Source organism: Roseobacter sp. N2S (assembly GCF_031454055.1).
Lineage (GTDB): Bacteria > Pseudomonadota > Alphaproteobacteria > Rhodobacterales > Rhodobacteraceae > Amylibacter.
Window position 1 is genome coordinate 221,930 of record NZ_JAVDQB010000001.1, and the last position, 18,858, is coordinate 240,787.

General features: G+C 56.2%; 19 protein-coding genes and 1 tRNA gene. 8 read left to right on the forward strand and 12 right to left on the reverse strand.

The window, feature by feature from the left end; genetic code table 11:
* Nucleotides 1-151: 151 nt before the first annotated feature.
* The gene (locus GGE09_RS01105) at nt 152-955 is read left to right on the forward strand and encodes an undecaprenyl-diphosphate phosphatase (RefSeq protein WP_309742997.1); all 804 of its coding nucleotides are present in this window, start codon (nt 152-154) and stop codon (nt 953-955) included.
* Nucleotides 956-967: 12 nt separating this feature from the next.
* Here the strand turns inward: GGE09_RS01105 and GGE09_RS01110 are convergent, their stop codons facing one another.
* A complete protein-coding gene (locus GGE09_RS01110) occupies nt 968-1,981 on the reverse strand; it encodes a complex I NDUFA9 subunit family protein (RefSeq protein ID WP_309742999.1) in 1,014 nt (337 codons plus the stop codon).
* Between the two features lie 142 nt (nt 1,982-2,123).
* Between GGE09_RS01110 and GGE09_RS01115 the strand changes: the two genes are divergently transcribed.
* Nucleotides 2,124-2,210: transfer RNA gene (locus tag GGE09_RS01115), tRNA-Leu, on the forward strand.
* A 63-nt stretch (nt 2,211-2,273) separates the two neighbouring features.
* Here the strand turns inward: GGE09_RS01115 and GGE09_RS01120 are convergent.
* From GGE09_RS01120 to GGE09_RS01165, 10 genes are all read right to left on the reverse strand, one after another.
* A complete protein-coding gene (locus tag GGE09_RS01120) occupies nt 2,274-2,945 on the reverse strand; it encodes an aspartate/glutamate racemase family protein (RefSeq protein ID WP_309743001.1) in 672 nt (223 codons plus the stop codon).
* Nucleotides 2,942-4,390, reverse strand: a complete 1,449-nt coding sequence (gene hydA / locus GGE09_RS01125) for a dihydropyrimidinase (RefSeq protein WP_309743003.1) — start codon at nt 4,388-4,390, stop codon at nt 2,942-2,944. Before hydA ends, GGE09_RS01120 begins: the two co-directional genes overlap by 4 nt.
* Before the next feature lie 43 nt (nt 4,391-4,433).
* Nucleotides 4,434-5,717: an FAD-binding oxidoreductase gene (locus GGE09_RS01130; RefSeq protein ID WP_309743005.1), complete on the reverse strand. Its 1,284-nt coding sequence runs from the start codon at nt 5,715-5,717 to the stop codon at nt 4,434-4,436.
* Nucleotides 5,718-5,721: 4 nt separating this feature from the next.
* Nucleotides 5,722-6,483, reverse strand: coding sequence for a DUF1028 domain-containing protein (locus GGE09_RS01135; protein ID WP_309743006.1), 762 nt, complete (start codon nt 6,481-6,483; stop codon nt 5,722-5,724).
* Between the two features lie 19 nt (nt 6,484-6,502).
* Nucleotides 6,503-7,870, reverse strand: a complete 1,368-nt coding sequence (locus GGE09_RS01140) for an amidohydrolase family protein (protein WP_309743008.1) — start codon at nt 7,868-7,870, stop codon at nt 6,503-6,505.
* Complete coding sequence (locus tag GGE09_RS01145) at nt 7,867-8,640, reverse strand: ABC transporter permease (protein ID WP_309743010.1); 774 nt, start codon at nt 8,638-8,640, stop codon at nt 7,867-7,869. Before GGE09_RS01145 ends, GGE09_RS01140 begins: the two co-directional genes overlap by 4 nt.
* The gene (locus GGE09_RS01150) at nt 8,640-9,482 is read right to left on the reverse strand and encodes an ABC transporter permease (RefSeq protein ID WP_309743012.1); all 843 of its coding nucleotides are present in this window, start codon (nt 9,480-9,482) and stop codon (nt 8,640-8,642) included. Before GGE09_RS01150 ends, GGE09_RS01145 begins: the two co-directional genes overlap by 1 nt.
* Before the next feature lie 59 nt (nt 9,483-9,541).
* Nucleotides 9,542-10,675 (reverse strand): extracellular solute-binding protein, encoded by a 1,134-nt coding sequence (locus tag GGE09_RS01155; protein ID WP_309743014.1) that lies wholly within the window; start codon nt 10,673-10,675, stop codon nt 9,542-9,544.
* A 45-nt stretch (nt 10,676-10,720) separates the two neighbouring features.
* Entirely contained in the window at nt 10,721-11,791 is a 1,071-nt protein-coding gene (locus GGE09_RS01160) for an ABC transporter ATP-binding protein (protein ID WP_309743018.1), read from the reverse strand.
* Between the two features lie 136 nt (nt 11,792-11,927).
* Nucleotides 11,928-12,833 carry a LysR substrate-binding domain-containing protein gene (locus GGE09_RS01165; protein WP_309743020.1) on the reverse strand — a complete coding sequence of 302 codons (906 nt, stop codon included), beginning with the start codon at nt 12,831-12,833 and terminating at the stop codon, nt 11,928-11,930.
* A 99-nt stretch (nt 12,834-12,932) separates the two neighbouring features.
* On the opposite strand from GGE09_RS01165, the gene GGE09_RS01170 reads away from it, so the two are divergent.
* From GGE09_RS01170 to GGE09_RS01180, 3 genes are all read left to right on the forward strand, one after another.
* Nucleotides 12,933-13,868 (forward strand): N-carbamoyl-D-amino-acid hydrolase, encoded by a 936-nt coding sequence (locus tag GGE09_RS01170; protein ID WP_309743022.1) that lies wholly within the window; start codon nt 12,933-12,935, stop codon nt 13,866-13,868.
* The gene (locus GGE09_RS01175; protein ID WP_309743024.1) at nt 13,865-14,533 is read left to right on the forward strand and encodes a DUF1028 domain-containing protein; all 669 of its coding nucleotides are present in this window, start codon (nt 13,865-13,867) and stop codon (nt 14,531-14,533) included. The genes GGE09_RS01170 and GGE09_RS01175 overlap by 4 nt, the downstream gene beginning before the upstream one ends.
* A gap of 221 nt (nt 14,534-14,754) precedes the next feature.
* The gene (locus GGE09_RS01180; protein WP_309743026.1) at nt 14,755-15,780 is read left to right on the forward strand and encodes a hypothetical protein; all 1,026 of its coding nucleotides are present in this window, start codon (nt 14,755-14,757) and stop codon (nt 15,778-15,780) included.
* 37 nt (nt 15,781-15,817) lie between these two features.
* Here the strand turns inward: GGE09_RS01180 and GGE09_RS01185 are convergent, their stop codons facing one another.
* Nucleotides 15,818-16,315, reverse strand: a complete 498-nt coding sequence (locus tag GGE09_RS01185) for a MarR family transcriptional regulator (RefSeq protein ID WP_309743028.1) — start codon at nt 16,313-16,315, stop codon at nt 15,818-15,820.
* Between the two features lie 277 nt (nt 16,316-16,592).
* On the opposite strand from GGE09_RS01185, the gene ectA reads away from it, so the two are divergent.
* From ectA to GGE09_RS01200, 3 genes are read left to right on the forward strand one after another with little or no spacing between them, the layout of a single operon-like run.
* A complete protein-coding gene (gene ectA / locus GGE09_RS01190; RefSeq protein ID WP_309744801.1) occupies nt 16,593-17,123 on the forward strand; it encodes a diaminobutyrate acetyltransferase in 531 nt (176 codons plus the stop codon).
* A 46-nt stretch (nt 17,124-17,169) separates the two neighbouring features.
* Nucleotides 17,170-18,468, forward strand: coding sequence for a diaminobutyrate--2-oxoglutarate transaminase (gene ectB, locus GGE09_RS01195; RefSeq protein ID WP_309743030.1), 1,299 nt, complete (start codon nt 17,170-17,172; stop codon nt 18,466-18,468).
* 6 nt (nt 18,469-18,474) lie between these two features.
* A complete protein-coding gene (locus GGE09_RS01200) occupies nt 18,475-18,858 on the forward strand; it encodes an ectoine synthase (protein ID WP_309743032.1) in 384 nt (127 codons plus the stop codon).

Genomic DNA, 18,858 nt, shown 5'->3' on the forward strand with positions numbered 1-18,858 from the left:
CACTGACCTAATATCCGCACTTTCAGCACGTCGGGTAATTTCTCGCCCTAATTTGCGCCCAATAGGTCAGTATATATTACCTAAACTGTAATTTCACATTCCACACAACCGCGCCTACTGTCGCCCCAAAACGAATCACAAAGGCCGCGACATGCCCCTGCTTCACCTTCTTATCCTCGCGATTATCCAAGGCATAACCGAGTTTTTGCCCGTTTCCAGCTCGGGTCATCTGATCCTGTTGCCCAAATTGATGGGCGTCGCGGATCAGGGGCAGTTAATAGATGTCTCGGTCCACATCGGCACCCTTGGCGCGGTGATCCTGTTCTTCTGGGCTGATGCAAAATCCGCCTTCACAGGTCTGGCGCATCTGGTGGTCGGGCAGTTCAAAACACCCTCGGCGCGATTGGCCTTGCTGCTGATTATCGCAACCATTCCAGCGGTGCTGGTGGGGCTGGTGCTGAAACTGACCGGCCTGTCAGACATGATGCGCAATATTACCGTTATTGGCTGGACCATGCTGATCTTTGGGATCGTGCTGTATATCGCCGATCAAAAAGGCGCAGAGGTTAAGACACAATCAGATTGGTCCATGGGTGATGCGATTCAACTGGGGCTGTGGCAGGCTATCGCCTTGATCCCCGGCACATCGCGGTCCGGCATCGCGATCACTGGCGCACGCGCTATGGGGTATACCCGCCAAGACGGCACCAAAATTGCCATGTTGATGTCAATTCCCGTAATCATATCTTCGGCAATCTTGCTGGGCGTGGAAGCGGTATCCGAAGCAAATGCCGCTGGCCTGCGCGACGGCGCAATCGCCGCCGTCTTCAGCTTTCTTACGGCCCTGCTGGCCCTGTCGCTGATGATGCGCCTGTTGCGCAGCGTCAGCTTCACACCCTATGTGATATACCGCATCGCATTGGGCGTTATCCTGCTGGCAATCGCCTACAGTTAAAACCTGCTACGGTTAAAATTCGCTGCTGGTGGGCGCACCGCGCATGTGGCGCGCGCTTTCGGTCAATTCCGCATATTGGCCCGACGGGCGATAGCGATACAGGTATTGATCCACAACCGATGCCAAAGACGTGGCGGAAATCCCCAGATCAGCCAGTGTTTTCGCCCCGTCCGATACAACATTATCATGCCGCAGTTGTTTTACCTGATCCGCAGTTAAGATAGTGTTGGTAAAGATCCCCAGCGAAAGCGCCTGCGCCATATCCAGAGTTTTCCCCAGAATAGTACCTGCGAAAAACGGCTTGTTCACCACCAACCGACGCCGGCGGATAATCCCCAGAAGCCGTTTCACGAAACTGTTCAGGCTGCCCACCTCTGGCCCGCCAAGTTCATAGATCCCGCCTGCAGCCTGACCCAGAACCCCCTTACAAGCCGCCTGCGCCACATCATCTACATAGACGGGCTGGAACCGTGTATTGCCGCCAAACAATGGCAGCACGGGGGTAAATTGCGCCATCTGCGCAAAGCGGTTGAAGAACTGGTCTTCATTGCCGAAAATAACCGAAGGACGCAGAATCATCGCTGTGGGGAAAGCCGCCAAAACCGCTGCCTCGCCTTCGCCTTTGCTGCGCGCCGAATCACTGTCTGCATCCACATCCGCGCCCAAAGCGGAAATATGCACCAACCGCGCCACGCCAGCCGCAGCACAGGCCTGCGCAATCCGCGCCGCGCCGTCCACATTCAACGCCTCAAACGTCTGTTTGCCCTGCTCTTGCAGCGTAGACACACAGTTCACCACAGCATCAGACCCTGCCACAGCCGCGGCAACCGATGAGTCGTTGCGAATATTGGCTAAAATTGGTTCGACCTGCCCGACAACCCCGTAAGGACGCACAAAAACCGCCTCATTCGGACGCCGTACAGCCACCTGCACACGCCACCCCTCTTTCGCCATCCGCCGCGCGATATAACGACCGACGAATCCTGATCCACCAAAAATGGTGACGACTTTGGGCGATTGAGACATTTTTTTGCTCCGTAAAACATGCGTTTGCCCTGAAATAATGCGATGTTGCCCCACTCACAAGCACAATTCCTGCATTTAGATGTGAAACAGCCGTTGACACCCCCCCAACCCATCTTTAAATCGCCTCCTTACGTAATCTGTTGCCCAGATGGCGGAATTGGTAGACGCGCCAGCTTCAGGTGCTGGTGTCTGTATGGACGTGGAGGTTCGAGTCCTCTTCTGGGCACCATTACATCCCAACACCCCCCTAAAATCAAAGCATTAGGCGATATCGCGCGATGCGGTGTTCCGTTTAGAAATCTACCGCGCCCAAGGCCATGGCGGCAGCAGCCTTAACAGGGTCAACGACTCTGATTCCCAAGGCGTTTTGTAATTGTTCGCGGCGGGGGGAAAATCCGGCGCAGCCCAGAATCAAAGCGGTGGCGCCCATCTCGCGCAGCTCTTTGCCGCGCGACAGGGTTTGTTGGTATGCAGCATCGCAACTGCCAGCGTCTTCGGCTGATACGTTGTCCAGCGGCAACTCCCCTGCCAGTCGCGACTCGACCCCCATTTGACGGATGCGCAGGCGGTGGCGCGCTACGGACGCCGGTCCAAGCGCGATGATGCCGAACATGTCTGCTTGGGCCATGGCGGTCAGGATGCCCGCCTCCTGGATGCCGAACACGGGTTGGGATACCAATGTGCGGCACAGATCAACTCCGGGGTCGGAAAAACACGCCACCACAAAGGCCGAGGCATCGGGGCGGGCTTTCACCAGCTCTGCCACATTCAACGCGGCTTGGGCAGCGTGTTCCATTGTAGCGATTGTGGCGGGGCCGTGGCGGATATCGACGGTTTCAAAAACAGGGCCATTCGGGATTTGTAACGGGGCCACGGCTTTGGCGATTTCGGCAGTCACAGCGCCAGATGAATTGGGGTTTATCACCACAATCGGGCCCACTGCGGCGGGGTTTGGTCCTGTCATATCTTTGCTCCGAAATTCACCGTCACGTCCCGTTCCTTGACCAGATGACCCGCACCGCGCAAGTCCATCGGAGCGCGGGCGACGAACCTGCCTTGCCCCTTTTGGGCGTGTAACTGGCCCTTGTGTACGATCACAGCGCCACGGTTCAAAACCGTTTCAGGAACGCCGGTCAACTCCATGCCTTCGAACGGGGTGTAATCCATGTTGTCATGCTGGTCTGCAAGCGTGATCTTGCGGGTGGTTTCAGGGTCCCAAATGGCGATATCCGCATCCAGCCCGACCGCGATACTGCCCTTTTGGGTCATACCAAAAGTACGCGCGGCATTGCTGGCAGACAGGCCGACAAACTGCTGCAAACTGATGCGGCCTTTTACGACGCCTTCGGAAAACAGATAGGGCAGACGCGCGCCGATGCCGGGCATGCCGTTGCTGATTTTTGGATAGGCCACATCGCGGCCATTCAGGAATTTCCCTGTATCATCATAGCGATACGGCGCATGATCGGAACTGACGGATGTAAACGTACCCGATTGAACATGCCGCCACAGCGCATCCTGCGTGGCCGTATCGCGCAACGGTGGGGAACAAATATACTTTGCCCCCTCCATCCCCGGACGATCCAGATCATCCCGCGTCAGCGCCAGATATTGCGGGCAGGTTTCCGCAAACAGACGTGTGCCTGCCAGAATTTCCCGCTGCACAATGGCCGCCCCGCCTGCGGTGGACACATGCACGATGAACAGCGGCGCATCCACCAGTTTGGCCAGTGAAATGGCGCGGTTGATCGCCTCTTCCTCGGCCAGTTCGGGGCGGGAAATCGCGTGGTATTTGGGCGCAGTCAGCCCCGCATTAGCCAGCCGTTTGTTCATCCATTTGATCATGTCGTTGTTTTCGGCATGCACCATAGTGATGGCCCCATGCGCACGGGCCACGGTCAGGATATCCAGCATCCCGCCATCACCGATATTCATCATATCATAGGTCATAAACACCTTGAATGACGTAATCCCCCGCGCAAAGGCCCGTGGCAGTTGGTCGTTCAGAACCTCGGGGGTGGGGTCGGATATAATCAGGTGGTAGCTGTAATCCAGAACCGACTCTGCGGCGCGGGCGTCATAGGTGGAAATCACTTCGTCAATGGATTGACCACGGTGCTGCGCGGCAAAGGGAATGAACGAAGAATTCCCACCGAAAGCCGCAGAAATTGACCCGCTCAGATAGCCATCCGCCCCCATAACACCCGAGGAGCTTTCTTGGGCAATATGGGCGTGGGCTTCGATCCCGCCGGGCAAAACCAGCCTCCCGCCCGCGTCGATGCGCTGTGCCCCGCCTGCCAGCCGTTCGGCAATGGCGGTAATGCGGCCATCCGTGATGCCGATGTCTGCTTTGACGGTGTCGCTGGTTGTCACAACGGTGCCATCGTGAATAACTGTGTCAAACTGCATCGGGGTGTCCTTGTGTTTGGTCAGATAGGGCGCGGCCAGCGGATCAGGGCTGTTTCAGGTCTCGGGCGTCTTGGTAAGCGTACCATTTTGTCATCCAGCCCGCCACGCTGCGCGAAAATGGTTTGAACGGCACGCGGGCAAAGGGCAAATCGTCAAACGCGGTATCCGCATCCTTTTGCTGCAATATTTTGCGCGCCAGTTTCATGCCGAAATACAGGCTGCGCGTGACGCCAGACCCACAATAGCCCCCCGCCAGCCAGACCCCGTCTTCAAATCCGATATGGGGGCTGTGATCGGTGGTATAAGCCACATCGCCCGACCAGATATGGCTAAAGGCGACGCTTTCCAACTGGGGAAACACCCGATTAACAGAGGCGCTAAAGGCGCGGTGCTGGGTCGCAAGATCGCCGCCCGGTTTGCCGATCCGCCCGCCAAAGATGAACCTTTTGCCATCAGGGGTGGGACGGAACCACATGAATATGCGCCCCGATTCCCCCAGCGTGCGCCCTTTGGGGGACAGGCTGGCCATCACTTCGGCAGGCAGGGGTTCTGTGGCCACAGCGGCGGTGCGGATTTGCACAACACGGCGGTGCATGGCGGGGGTGCGGCCATCGGAATAGGCGTTGGTGGCCACGACCACTTCTTTGGCGTGGATATTGCCTTTGGGCGTTTCGAGTTCGGTACCGCTCACGTTCTGGCGCAGACCCGTGACAGGGCAATCTGTGACGATCTGAACGCCAGCGGCGATGGCCAGACGCGCCAGCGACAAGACCAGTTTGCGCGGATGAATGCCGCCATCCCGGTGATAAACCGCGCCGCCTTTATAAAAGTCGCTGCCAATTTCAGACCGTTGTTCAACCTGTGACACCATGTGATAGGGCAGCCCCAGATTGGTGTTCAACCACTGACATTCCCGCGCGGTACTTTCGTAATCCGCCGCCGTGCGTGCGCCGCGAAACCGTCCTGACATTTGCAAATCACAGTCGATGTTTTCCTGCTTCACAAAATCCTCAAAGTAATCCAGCGCCAACAGTCCTTCGCGCAGGATACCCAGTGTTTTTTCTTCGCCGTAGCGGGCCATCAGCCCTGCCGATCCCAGTTTGTGAAAGCTGGGGCCAGCCATACCGCCGTTGCGCGAGGAACAGCCCGCGCCGATCCCGCCTGCGTCAAACACAACCACCTGACGCCCCGCACGGGCAAGGTGCAGCGCCACCGACAGCCCCGTATACCCCGCCCCGATGACCGCAATATCCGTTCGTTTGGGCAGGGCAGCCTGTTCGGGTTCAAATGTCGGGATGGTTTCCCAATAAACTTGGTTCGAGGGCATGAAATCAGTCTCTTAAGGTCCAGTTGTCCCGCAGCCGTGCAGTGGGGAAACGTTCTTCTAATCCCAGTTCGCTGATCCGTTCAATGCTGGCATCAAACAGACTGCGCATGACGGGGATGCCGTCAGGGGCCAGCGCAACACCGCGCAGAATTTCGGCGCGGTTGGCGTAAGAATTAACCAGCTCGCGCAGGTCTTCGACAGCGGTTTTTTCAGAAATATCAACCCGCAGGTCCAGCGCGTCAATGCCGTGTTCGCCTGTGACCCGCACAGCGGCCGATCGCAGCGGGCCCTGGATTTCGCCGCCTGCATCACGGCCCGCTTCGAGCGCGCGCATCAGCCGTTCGCCAAGGGGCAGTTCGGGGTCTTTGACAAAAGCATCCGCCATGCTGCGGGTGACCTGATCGTTGGCCAGAATATTGCCCAGCGCTAGGCAATCCAGATCGCTGCTATGGGTGTAAATCGAATACATCCGCCGCCCGTGATACGCCGAGGCGCGGCCCTTGGCATCCAGCGCCCCAATCTGGCGCCATTCAATATCGGCAGAGGAGTTGCACACCGCCGAAACCGTATCCTGCGCGGTCTTACCCTCGGCCAACAGGGCAATGCCCAGATCGCCCAAGCGGCTGTCGGTGCGGTGTTGGGACAGCATCGCACCCTTGCCATGGGCCAGCCTGACACAACGCGCCCCCACGGCCAGATCAGAAGTGGTGATCGCGGCCCCAAAGGCGCCAGTGCGGGCACAGCGCCCAATAATCGAAAAAGTCACGGAAGGTCTCCAGTCGGGGTCAGCTAATGTCAGTTGCAGGAAGCGGGACGCCACGGTCCTCTTGGCCAAAGCGCTGCCACATGGCGTCGGTTGCTGCTTGTGCTTCCAGAACGGCGGCACGTTCGTCTATGGTGGTTAACTTGCGGTCCCGCATCAGGAATTTGCCATCAACCATCGTGTCGGTGACGGTTCCGGGGTGGCCGTAATGCACAAGGTTTGACACCGCCGAAACCCGTGGGGACAGCGCAGGGCTGAGCAGGTCAAACATGGCGAGATCGGCTTTCATTCCCACGGCGATACTGCCGATCCCTGAATGATCCAGCGCGCGCGCAGCGTTCAGTGTAGCATAGTTGAACACCTGTTGCGGTGTCGGGCTGACGGATCGTTGATAGGCCCCGCGGTGCAGGGTAAGACCCATTTTCATCGCGTGGAACATGTCTTCGGTCATATTATCGGTGCCCAGAACGATCTTGACCTTGTGATCGAGGATCGCTTTCATCGGCAGCGGATGTGGCCCCTTGGCCGACATGGACGACGGGCAATGGGCCAGCCATGTGCCGGTTTCCGCCAGTCGCGCTACATCGCTTTCGTTACAAAAGGTCCAATGCACCGCCAGCAGATCATCCCCAAGAAAGTTATTCCGGTCCAGATATTCGGTCGAGGTGCAACCGTGCAGGCTTTCGACCTGTTCCTTTTCGCTGATGATCTGGCTTAGATGCACCGTGCGGCGCAGACCATGCTGGCGGGCCAGATCAGTTAGCTGGCCCAGCATCCACGGGCTGCAATTATCTGGCGCATGGGCGGCGATCATCACACGGACACGGTCGTTTTCACTGCCATGAAAGCGGTCGATCAGGTCGCGGGTTCGGGTCAGGAAGGTTTCGCCAAAGTCGCGGTCAAAACGGTATTTGCCACTGCCGACCTCGGTGGTGACCGCATCAGCGCAGCTTTCGGCCAGCCACAGACGCATACCCGTTTCAATCATCGCAGGGGCATAATCCGCCACATGGCGCAGGGGGTCGACCATGGTAGTGGTGCCAGAGCGGATCGCCTCGGCGCAGGCAAGGCGGGCGATGGCGGCACGTTCTTTGGGTTCTAGCAGATAGGATGCTGGCACCATGTATTGATAGACTAGGTTGCCCTCAATGTCTTCGACTGTGCCGCGCAGCACCAGCAGAACCGCATGGGTGTGGGAATTTATCAGCCCCGGTGACACCAGCTTATCCGCCATGTCAATCGGTTCAAACCCATCAAAGTCGGTTCCCGACAGGGTTTCTGGCAGGGCAACGATTTTATCACCGTCGATTGCGATATGGCCAGCGCGGACCTCTGGCAGACCTGTTTCATGGGAAAAATAGCGGGTGTTTTTCAGCAGCTTGCGGGTCATGATCTGCGAAGGGCTCCGATAGCGGTGGCGACTAGGGTGATGACAACCAGCACGGTGGCAACGGCGGCGATGGTGGGATCGATGTTGTCTTGGATGCCCTCCCAGATCATTTTTGGCAGGGTGCTGACGCGCCGCACCGTGATGAACAACACGCCGACGATTTCATCAAAGCTGACGATAAAGGCAAAGATAAACCCTGTGGCGATACCGGGTTTGGCGGCGGGAACCACAACCGCCCAAACGGTTTGCAACACAGACGCCCCAAGGCTGCGGGCCGCGCGGGGGATGTTGCGATCCAGATTGGTCAGCGCGGCAAAGACCGAAATTGAAACATAGGGCAGCGCCAGCAGCGTATGGGCCAAAATCACCCCGAAATGCGTATCAATCAGACCCAACACCACCCAAAAGCGGTAAAAGCCCAAAGATTGCACCACTGGGGGCACCAGAATAGGCGTGATCAACACCCAGCGGGCAACGGATGACGCCCGATCCGACAGGAACCAGCAGCCGATGGCAAAGGCCGTGCCCAGAACCGTGGCACAGGTGGCCACAACCACACCGACCCAAACACTGGTCCATGTGGCGCCCAGCCATTTGGCATCGGTGAAATAATTCACGTAATGCTGGGTGGACAGCCCGTCTTTGGGCAGGCCGATATAGCTGGTATCGGTGAAGGAAATCGGGATCACCACCAGCAAAGGCAGGACCAGAAAGGCGATGATCAACCACGCACCTGTCTGAAAAAAGATTTGAAACGCGGAACGGGGCATTATTTACGCTCCAACAGGGCAGCACGCAGATTGACGAAGCGCGCGGCGATTAACAGGACAAGGGCAGTGGCGACCAACAAGCCGACCGATAGGGCAGACCCCAGCCCCCAGTTCAGGAACTCCTGAATTTGATAGGTGATGTATTCGGAAATCATCAACACGCGACCACCGCCCAGCAAGGCAGGCGTCACAAAGAACCCCAGCGACAGCACAAACACCAACAACGCGCCAGACATCACACCGGGCAGGGTTTGCGGGAAATAAACCTGCCGAAACGCGGTCCATTCACCCGCCCCCAGACTGCGGGCCGCCTGAACATAAGCCCCTGAAATACCGCGCATATTGGTCAGCATCGGAAGAATGGCAAAGGGCAGCATGACGTGGATCATCGCGATCAGCACGCCCAGTTCATTATGCATCAAACGCAGGGGCGAATCTATCACACCTGCCCCGCGCAATGCGTCATTCACGATCCCAGACCGGCCCAGCAAAACGATCCAGCTGAACGAGCGGATCAAAACCGAAACCCAAAACGGCAGGATCACCAGAACCACCATCAATGGGGTCAGGCGGGATGCGTAATTGCTGATGGCATAGGCCACAATATAGCCAAGGGTCAGACAGCCGATTGTGGTAATGGCAGCGACCCGAAAGGTGATGACAAAACTGGTTTTCACCGCACTTGAATTGGCCATAGCCACAAAATTATCGACGCCGGTTTGCGGCTCGGTAAAGGCGATCTTCCAGATGCCCAGAACGGGCACAATATAAAAGACCACCATGATCGCCAGAGCTGGAACAACCAGCATCCAATAGCTGACCTTTTCGTTGATACGTGGCATTGCGGCTCCCGAATAATCAAAAGGCGGGCCAGCATGGTGCAGGCCCGCCGTGGGTAGAATTAGTTGATCAAAGCATCAACATAGAGTTCTTCTGCGGCGATCTGGTTTTTGGCGTACCATTCATCGTTATACAGAATTTGGGTTGCCAGATTTTCAGGGCTGGACGGGTTCCAAGGGGCCAGTTCGGCCGGAACAAGGGCCGCCGCCGCAGGGTTGATCGGACCCGATCCGATCATTTCCAGCCATTTCACCTGCAGTTCGGGTTTTTGACCATGGGCAATGAATTTCATAGTCTCTTCGGTGCCTGCCGGATTGTTTTTCGGAACAACCCAGATGCCAGGGGCGATCACGCCGCCGTTAAAGCTGACGTTGAACGACTCTGCGTCCATTTGATCTTTCAGCAGATGGGCGCGGGTGGACCAGATGTTGCCGATGGCAACCTCTTCCTGCAAGAACAGGTTCTGGCTGTCACTGCCGGACCCCCAAACGATGATATTCTCGCGCAGTTCGCGGAATTTGGCGATTGCAGCTTTGATGCCGTCTTCGGTGCTCAGGGCGTCATAAACTTCGGCCAGCGGAACGCCGCGGGCTTGTGTGGCGCTTTCCAGCTGACCACGAACCGATTTGCGGAAGGTGCGCATGCCGGGGAAATCTTTGACGTTCCAGACATCTTCCCAAGATTGGGGCACATTTCCGCCCAACATTTTGGGGTTGGTTGCCAGAACATAGGAATAAACATAGTTGCCCACCCCGTTGTTATAGGCGGTGCCTTCCAGAACCTTGGCTTTATCGACGATGGAATAGTCGATGGGCTGGGTCATGCCCTGTTGTTCCAGAATGATCGCCGACCCTGCGCCACTGTCACACAGGTCCCAAACAACCGCGCCGCTTTCGACCATCGCGCGGATTTTCCCTGCGGACGGGCCAGAGCCGTCCACAATCACCGGAATGCCTGTTTCAGCCGTGTAAGTATCGCACAGAACCTCTTGCAGCACATCTTTGGCTGTGCCGCCCCAGTTCACGACGATGATCTCTTTTGCCTGTGCTGTCGCCTTGGATCCAAGCGCTGGCAGAACGCCCAAAGCGCCCATGGCCATAACAAAACCGCGCCGTGTCAGGCGGCCTTGTTTGTACCGTTCCACTGCAATTTCAGCAATGTCGCGTTTGGCTTCAAAATCTGTAGTATCAGTCATGATATATCTCCTTGTTGGTTGATGAGAGAGAGGATCTTCGCCCTCTTATTCGGGGGAAAGGATGACCGGTGCGTCCGGCTCCCAGCCGATACTGACGGCCAATCCTGCGACGGGGGTAATATCTGTTTTCCATGTGGGGCGGGACACCAGCATCTCGCCCAATGTAGGGTGGGTGACGATCACCTGACAGCGTTCACCCAGATAACTGACCTGCTTCACCGTGGCGGGCAGGAATTCCTGATCGGGCGCCCCAATGCGCAGCCGTTCAGGGCGTAAGGCCACTTTTATGCCCGACCCAGCCGAAGCGGGGGTTTCGGAAGTAATGTCAAAACTAACGTCTTTGGCGGCACAATGCAGCGTGTTGCCTGTCTGGCCATTCACGGTCAGGTCGATGAAATTCGACTTGCCCAGAAAATCCGCCACAAATGTATTGCGCGGGCTGTTATACAGCGTGTTCGGGTCGCCCTCTTGCTGGATACCGCCGTCTTTCAGAATGACAATCCGGTCCGACATGGACAGGGCTTCATCCTGATCGTGGGTCACGTAAATAAAGGTCACGCCAAGCTGTTGATGCAGGGCTTTCAATTCCCACTGCAAATCGGCCCGCAGTTTTTTATCGAGCGCAGACAGCGGTTCGTCCAGCAACAGAACCTGCGGGTTGAACGACATGGCCCGCGCCAGTGCGATCCGCTGCTGTTGCCCACCGGAAAGCTGCGAGGGCATGCGATCCGCAAACGCCCCCATCTGCACCATTTCCAAGGATTCGTTGACGCGCTTTTTGATATCATTCGCAGAATGCTTGCGGATTTTCAGGGGAAAACCGACGTTTTCACGCACTGTCATAGTGGGAAACAAGGCGTAGCCCTGGAACACCATGCCAAAATTACGATGCTCTGGCGGGTGGCGGGTAATATCCTCGGATCGCAATGTCAGGCTGCCAGTGTCCAGCCGGATAAATCCCGCAATCGCACTAAGCAGCGTGGTTTTACCGGACCCTGACGGGCCAAGCAAAGTCAGGAACTCACCTTCGGCAACATCAAGGTTCACTTGGTTCAACGCCCGTACGTCGCCATAGCTTTTGATTGCATTTTTAATCGAGAGGATAGGGTGACTCATCAGAAACAGGTGTCCATCTAGGAGAGGATGAAGACCGGATTTCTGGCCTCATTTCACATTTAAGGGAACATGAATGACCGCAATAATGAAATAAAAAAGACACCCTTATGTATATCTTGAGGTTATAGGCAAAACCCTAACTCTCGGCAGGTGGGCCATCGTTCTTCAGAAAGTCTGCCAGATACTTTTGGAACTGTATGGTCAGGTTGGATGTGGGGAACAACTTCGATGTAATGCCGTGCATTTTAAGCGGCAAAGACGGGTGCGTCGGGCGAATCGCAATGGTATCGGCCTGTGGTCCCATCAGGGCGAAACTATCTACCAACGCCACCCCCAGACCGTTGCGCACCATCTCCAAAGCGGTGGCTGTATGGCGGACTTCGCAAAAGAACTGACGCTCTAGACCATGTTCGGAAAAGACATTGTCGATGGCCTGCCCAAGCGGTGTGTTCGCCGCATAAGAGATGTGTTTGACGTGGTTCAGATCGGTGACGGAAATACGGTCCATCAGCGCCAATTCATGATCGGCGGGGCAGACACACATAAGCCGCCCTTCCCCCACTTCCCGAACATTTACCGCAGAATGCCGTGGTAAAGTGATGGAAAGCCCTAAATCCGCCCGCCCGCTGCCCAGCCGCCGGGTGATTTCATCGACGCTGCCAAGTTCAATCGACAACTGCAATTTCGGGCGTCTTTTGATGAAATGCCCCAGCACACGGGGCAGGATGCTGTGGCCGATCGACGGGGTGGCAACGATGCTAAGCCGGCCAATGGTTCCGCCGCGCAGCTCGTCTATGATATTGTCGATCCGCTTTTGCTGCATGAAAAGGTGCTGGGCTTCCTGCGCAATATGGATCGCTTCTTTGGTCGGGACCAGACGGCCATGTTTGCGCTTGAACAGAGCGAATCCCACGGTGTCTTCGGTGTGACGGATCATGTTGCTGACAGCCGGTTGACTGACGGCCAGCAACTCTGCGGCGCGGGCGGTTGTGCCCACTTCGATCACAGTGGACAAGACTTCTAGCTGGCGCGCGCTGATCATGACTATAAGTTCCGATTATTCTTGGGGGTCATTATTTTATTTCACACTGATGCGGTGGAAGTCTAGCAAAGATACCAAAGCAGGTCTCAGGAGGATTGTATGAGTAGAAAAGAGGTTTTTGCGGTCGCGCAAATGGGGCCGGTACATCTGGCGGACACGCGGGCGCAGGTTGTGGCCCGTCTGATCGAGATGTTGAAAGAAGCGCATGGGCGCGGTGCCAAATGGGTGACCTTCCCCGAACTGGCGCTGACCACCTTTTTTCCGCGCTACATTTACGACACCCCAGAAGACTACGATGTGTTCTTCGAAGAGGGCCTGCCCTCCCCCGCCATGGTGCCGCTGTTTGATCTGGCGAAAACGTTGGGGGTCGGATTTTACCTTGGCTATGCTGAAAAGATCACCGAAAACGGCGTGGTGCGACGGTTCAACACCTCGGTTCTGGTGGGTCCGGACGGGGCGATTTTAGGGAAATACCGTAAAATCCACCTGCCGGGCACCAAAGACCCGATTGGCGATCTGGAATTTGAACATCTGGAAAAACGTTATTTCGAAGTGGGCGATCTGGGCTTTCCAACGTTCGCAACACCGTCAGGCCGGTTCGGGATGTGCATCTGTAATGACAGACGCTGGCCGGAAACCTTTCGCGTGATGGCCCTGCGCGGGGCCGAGGTTTTCATGCTGGGCTACAACACCCCCACCCGCAACATTCACCACCCCGAAGCCGCCCATCTGCGGGAATTCCACAACCGCCTAAGCCTTGAAGCCGCCGCGTATCAGAACGGCGCTTGGGTTATGGCCGCAGCCAAAGGCGGGTCCGAAGACGGGTTCGCCATGATCGGCGGCTCTGCCATTGTCGCCCCAACAGGTGAGGTGGTTGCCCGTGCGATTTCCGAAGACGACGAAGTGATTTCCCACAATTGCGACCTTGATTTGGGCGCTTACATCCGCCGCTCTGTGTTTGATTTTGCACGGCACAGACGGATTGAACATTACGGGCCGATCACGGAACAAACAGGTGTGGAGATTCCAGAATGACCTTTTCACTGGCAGGACGCGACCCTGAAACCGGCGATATCGGCTTTGCGGTCACCACGTCATCTGTCTGCGTTGGCGCGCGCGTTGGCGCAGTGACGCAAGGCTGCGTTGTATTTTCCCAAGCCCGCACCGACCCGCGCCTGCACCAAGTAGGCCTGCGCACATGGGACGCCACCAACGACGCGGAAAAGGCCCTTGCCGCGATGAAAGACGCAGCAACCGCAGTCCATTGGCGTCAGTTGGGCGTGTTCCCTGCAACAGGGCCAGCTTTGCACCACACGGGCGCATCCTGCATGGATGTGGCGGGCGGATTGGCAGGCGCAGACTGCCTAGCGCTGGGGAATTTTCTGGGCTCTGAACAGGTTTTACCGTCGATGGTTCATGGCTTTGAAACCGCAACAGGTGATCTTGCCTCCCGACTGATGGCAGGTCTGCTGGCCGGAGAAGCCGCAGGCAGCGAGCGTGATCCCCTGCAATCTGCGTCAATCGTGGTTCTGGGCGCTGAAAACCTGAAAGACGTGGACCTGCGGATAGACGCCTCTGCCCAGCCATTGCAAGATTTGCAGGCCATGCTGGTGGCCTGGCTGCCAAAAGCCGCCGCCTACCGCGTCCGCGCGCTGGACCCTGATGCGGCTGTATCCTCCAGCGGGATTGAACACACCTAGCCAATGGATCCGCGCTGGCCCTGAAATGATAATCCAGCGCGGCATTCCTAATAAGGGCCGTTGGTCCTTGGCTTGAATACCGCCGTTTCATCCAGAGACGCCCTTTTGGTGGGCTGCTTTTGGCCGATGGTCAGGTCAGGAAACGACCGTTGGCATTGTCGCTTCTGGAATAATCCTCTAACACTCCCCCCTGAACGCAGCATTGAAATTCAGGACGCATTTTGGCTATTTTTTTAATTGGCGGCTCTAACTCGTTGTTTAGCGATGGATGGGTCAACTACCTAAAGGGTCACATCGACTCTGAAATTCAAAACCTCTCTATTGGTGCGTCGACCTCGCTTGTGGCGATCTTTCGGTTCTTGTCCGAGGACGGCCCCGCCGCAGGGGATACTGTTATCTGGGAATACGCTCTGAATGAGGTAACCCACGAAACCAAAGGCTATCCAACAGAAACACTGCTGCGCAATCTGGAACGCCTGCTGCGGTTGTGCCGAGAACGCGGCTGCAAATTTGCCCCCGTAATCATGTGCCCAAAGGTGCAGGAACTGGCCGAGGTTAGAAGTGAATATTTCACACTGATACACCAGCTCTTTGACAGCTATGGCATTGAATATTTTGATGTTTCGTCAGAATACAGGGCATTGCACAATATTGAAAACATGCCTGCTGACCACTATTCCGACCGCGCGCATTACAATAAAGAAAACGTGGATTTGATGGAATTTTGCGCGGCTGGTTGTGGTCGTATCGTAAAAACTGCGCGGGTTCCCAAAGACATCCCCCCGCTGCGCACAGCCCAGACCACAATGCGCGTTGTGAACGATTTTTGCGATGAAACTTTTGGCAACAGACTTTTGCAGCTACCCGTTGCGACCTTACCCGTTGAGTTCAAAGCGGGGATTGCCGGTAAGCTGATTGGTGCCATTACACTGTGCTTCCCCGATGAAGACAGCGGCGTCTTGATGCGGGTAAAAAACCCCGATCAAGACAATCAACGGCTTAGATTTTCAACAATGCGGCGGCCTGATGTCAACAAGCCGATGGTGAAGGCCATTTGCCTTGAAAACATCCGCCACGGCGACTGGCAGGTCAGCGTGAACAGCGAGATCAACATGACCGCCGCCGAACGCCCCGGCTATTATTATGCAGAACCAGCCTTAAAGGCGAAGTTGAAAAATCCCAAAAAAGCCCCGAACACCAAAATCGCGGGATTGGTTGTCGAGGTGCCGATCGAATCGGTGGCTTAATCATGGGCTTCAGCACACCCCGTTAGGGCCACCTGATTTATCCACCCGTTTTATCAGACGGGTGGGTCCGGTGAATTTCGCCCATATCCAACAGGGGCGATGCGTCCAGATCAGAGGCGTTCAGCAGGCCCGCAACCCGTTCCAGCGCGGCGACGATCATGGCTTGCTCCCAGTCCTCTAGCGCCTCGAACTCTTTGACGTATTTCTGTTGCAGCGGGTCGGGCGCGCCTTCAACCGCTTTGCGGCCTTCCTCGGTCAGTACAATATTGGTCTGGCGCCGGTCTACGTCGGATCGTTGACGCTCAATCATCGACTTGGCCACCATGCGATCCAGCAAAGTCGAGATCGTGGCCGGACTAACCCCCATCTGCACTGAAATCTGCTTTGGCGTGACACTGCCCTGCCCCAAAACGATCTGTAGCAATCGGATTTGCACCGGCGTGAGCCCTGCAGTTTGGGCCAGTGTGCGGCCATAAAGCTCTGTGGCGCGCAAAATGCGGCGCAGGGCGATGAGGGAGGTGTCCGTTCTATCCACGCGCGCTCCTACGTCAGATACAGGCGCGAAACGTAACGGTTTGAAAACGGCTCTGCAAGGCAATCGACGCCAATATATAGTTAGCATAACTAATTTAGAGGCTGACTAAATGATCAAAAAATGGGAATTTTTACCGTATAAATCACCTAACTTACTGATTTTACAAACTATAATCACATAATAATTTAATTACCGAAGCTAATTGATTTCTCACATAAACTTCGTATATCTAACAACTTGAATGAAGCAGTAACCGAGGTACCCCGTCGTGGTCGATATCCATCAGATCAAGTCCCGTCGCAAAGACGTCCAGTTTCGCAAACCAGAGGCCGAAGACGGTGCCTCTATCTGGGAACTGATCGGTGCGTGCAAACCGCTCGACGAGAATTCCATGTATTGCAACCTGATCCAGTGCGATCATTTCCGCGATACCTGCATTCTGGCCGAATTGGACGGCGCACCTGTGGGGTGGATTTCCGGCTATGTCCTGCCCAGCGATGCAGAGTCCTTCTTTGTGTGGCAGGTCGCCGTGTCTGAAAAGGCGCGTGGGCTGGGGCTGGCAAAACGGATGCTGGAACAACTGCTGAAACGGGACGAATGCCAGGGTGTAACGCGGATGCAAACCACCATCACCAAAGACAATGATGCAAGTTGGGCGCTGTTCCGCAGCTTTGCCGATGCCCAAGACGCCGAACTGGACCATGAGGCCCATTTCGAGAGCGACACGCATTTTCAGGGCGAGCATGACACCGAACATATGGTGACTATCAGCTTGCCTGACTCCAGCGCTTTGGACGCCGCAGCCTAAATAGCCGCGCCCACGCTGGAATAAACCAGACCAAAAGGAAAATGATATGACGACTGATCTTTCAGCCGACACGACCATCTTTGAACGCCGCGAATCTCAGGTTCGCAGCTATTGCCGCTCTTTTGATGCGGTGTTTACACGGGCTACAGGTTCAACCCTGCAAGATGCAAAAGGCAACAGCTATACGGATTTTCTGTCCGGCTGTTCCTCGTTGAATTATGGTCATAACGACCCTGATATGAAGGCCGCGCTGATGGCGCATATTGCCGACGATGGCATTGCCCATGCGCTGGATATGTACACAGGTCCCAAGGCTGCGTTCCTTGAAACCTTTGAACGTCTGGTGCTGGCCCCGCGCGGCATGGACCATAAAATCATGATGACAGGCCCAACGGGGGCCAACGCGGTGGAAGCTGCGATCAAACTGGCACGTAAAGTAACAGGCCGCACCAATGTGATCGCCTTTACCAACGGCTTTCACGGCATGACTCTGGGCGCGCTGTCGCTGACTGGCAATGCAGGTAAACGCAATGGCGCGGGCGTGCCGCTGAACGGCGTGACCCATCTGCCGTTTGAAGGATCGCTTGGCAAAGACGTAGACACATTGGCGATGATCGAGACCCTACTAGACAATGACAGCAGCGGCATCGACGCCCCTGCGGCCTTTATCCTTGAACTGGTACAGGGCGAGGGTGGCTTGAACGCCGCTTCCCCTGCATGGGTCGAAGGCATCGCGCGGCTGGCGAAAAAGCACGGCGCAAAGCTGATTGTAGATGACATTCAGGCGGGCATCGGCCGCTCTGGCAGTTTCTTCAGCTTTGATGACATGGACGTGGAACCCGACATGATCACCATGGCGAAATCCCTGTCGGGCTTTGGCCTGCCGTTCGCGCTGACCCTGATCCGTCCCGAACTGGACGTGTGGAAACCTGCCGAGCATAATGGCACCTTCCGTGGCAACACCCATGCCTTTATCACCGCCAAAGTTGCATTGGAAAAATTCTGGGCCGATGACGGGTTTAAAACCGAAATCGCGGAAAAAGCCGCTGTGCTGAACGAACAATTGCAGCGCATTGCTGATATGGTTTCAGGCGCAAAGCTGAAAGGCCGTGGCATGATGCAGGGCGTTGACGTGGTCAGCGGTGATCTGGCCGCCGCAATCTGCGCCGAGGCATTCACCCGTGGCCTGATCATCGAAACATCGGGCGCCAAGGACGAGGTGGTCAAAGTTCTGGCCCCCCTGACCACGCCTATGGACCAATTCAAATCCGGACTACAGACCCTTGTAGACGCCGCCCGCGTCTGTCTTCAATCCGGAACCGAAACAAAATTTGCAGCGGAGTAAATCCAAATGATCGTACGCGACATTCAAGACCTGAAAAACACCGACAAAGACGTCAAAGATGCACAGTGGACTTCTGTGCGTCTGTTGCTGGCAGATGATAACATGGGATTTTCGTTCCATATCACCAACTTGGAAGCGGGTTCGGAACACACGTTCCACTATAAGAACCACTTTGAAAGTGTCTATTGCATGTCTGGCAAAGGCTCGATCACCGATCTGGCCACAGGCGAAACCCACGCGATCCGCCCGGGCGTGATGTATGCGCTCGACAAGCACGACAAACACACCCTGCGCGCCGAAGAAGAGCTGGTGATGGCATGCTGCTTTAACCCGCCCGTAACCGGCACCGAGGTTCACCGCGAAGACGGGTCTTACGCCCCAGCGGATTAA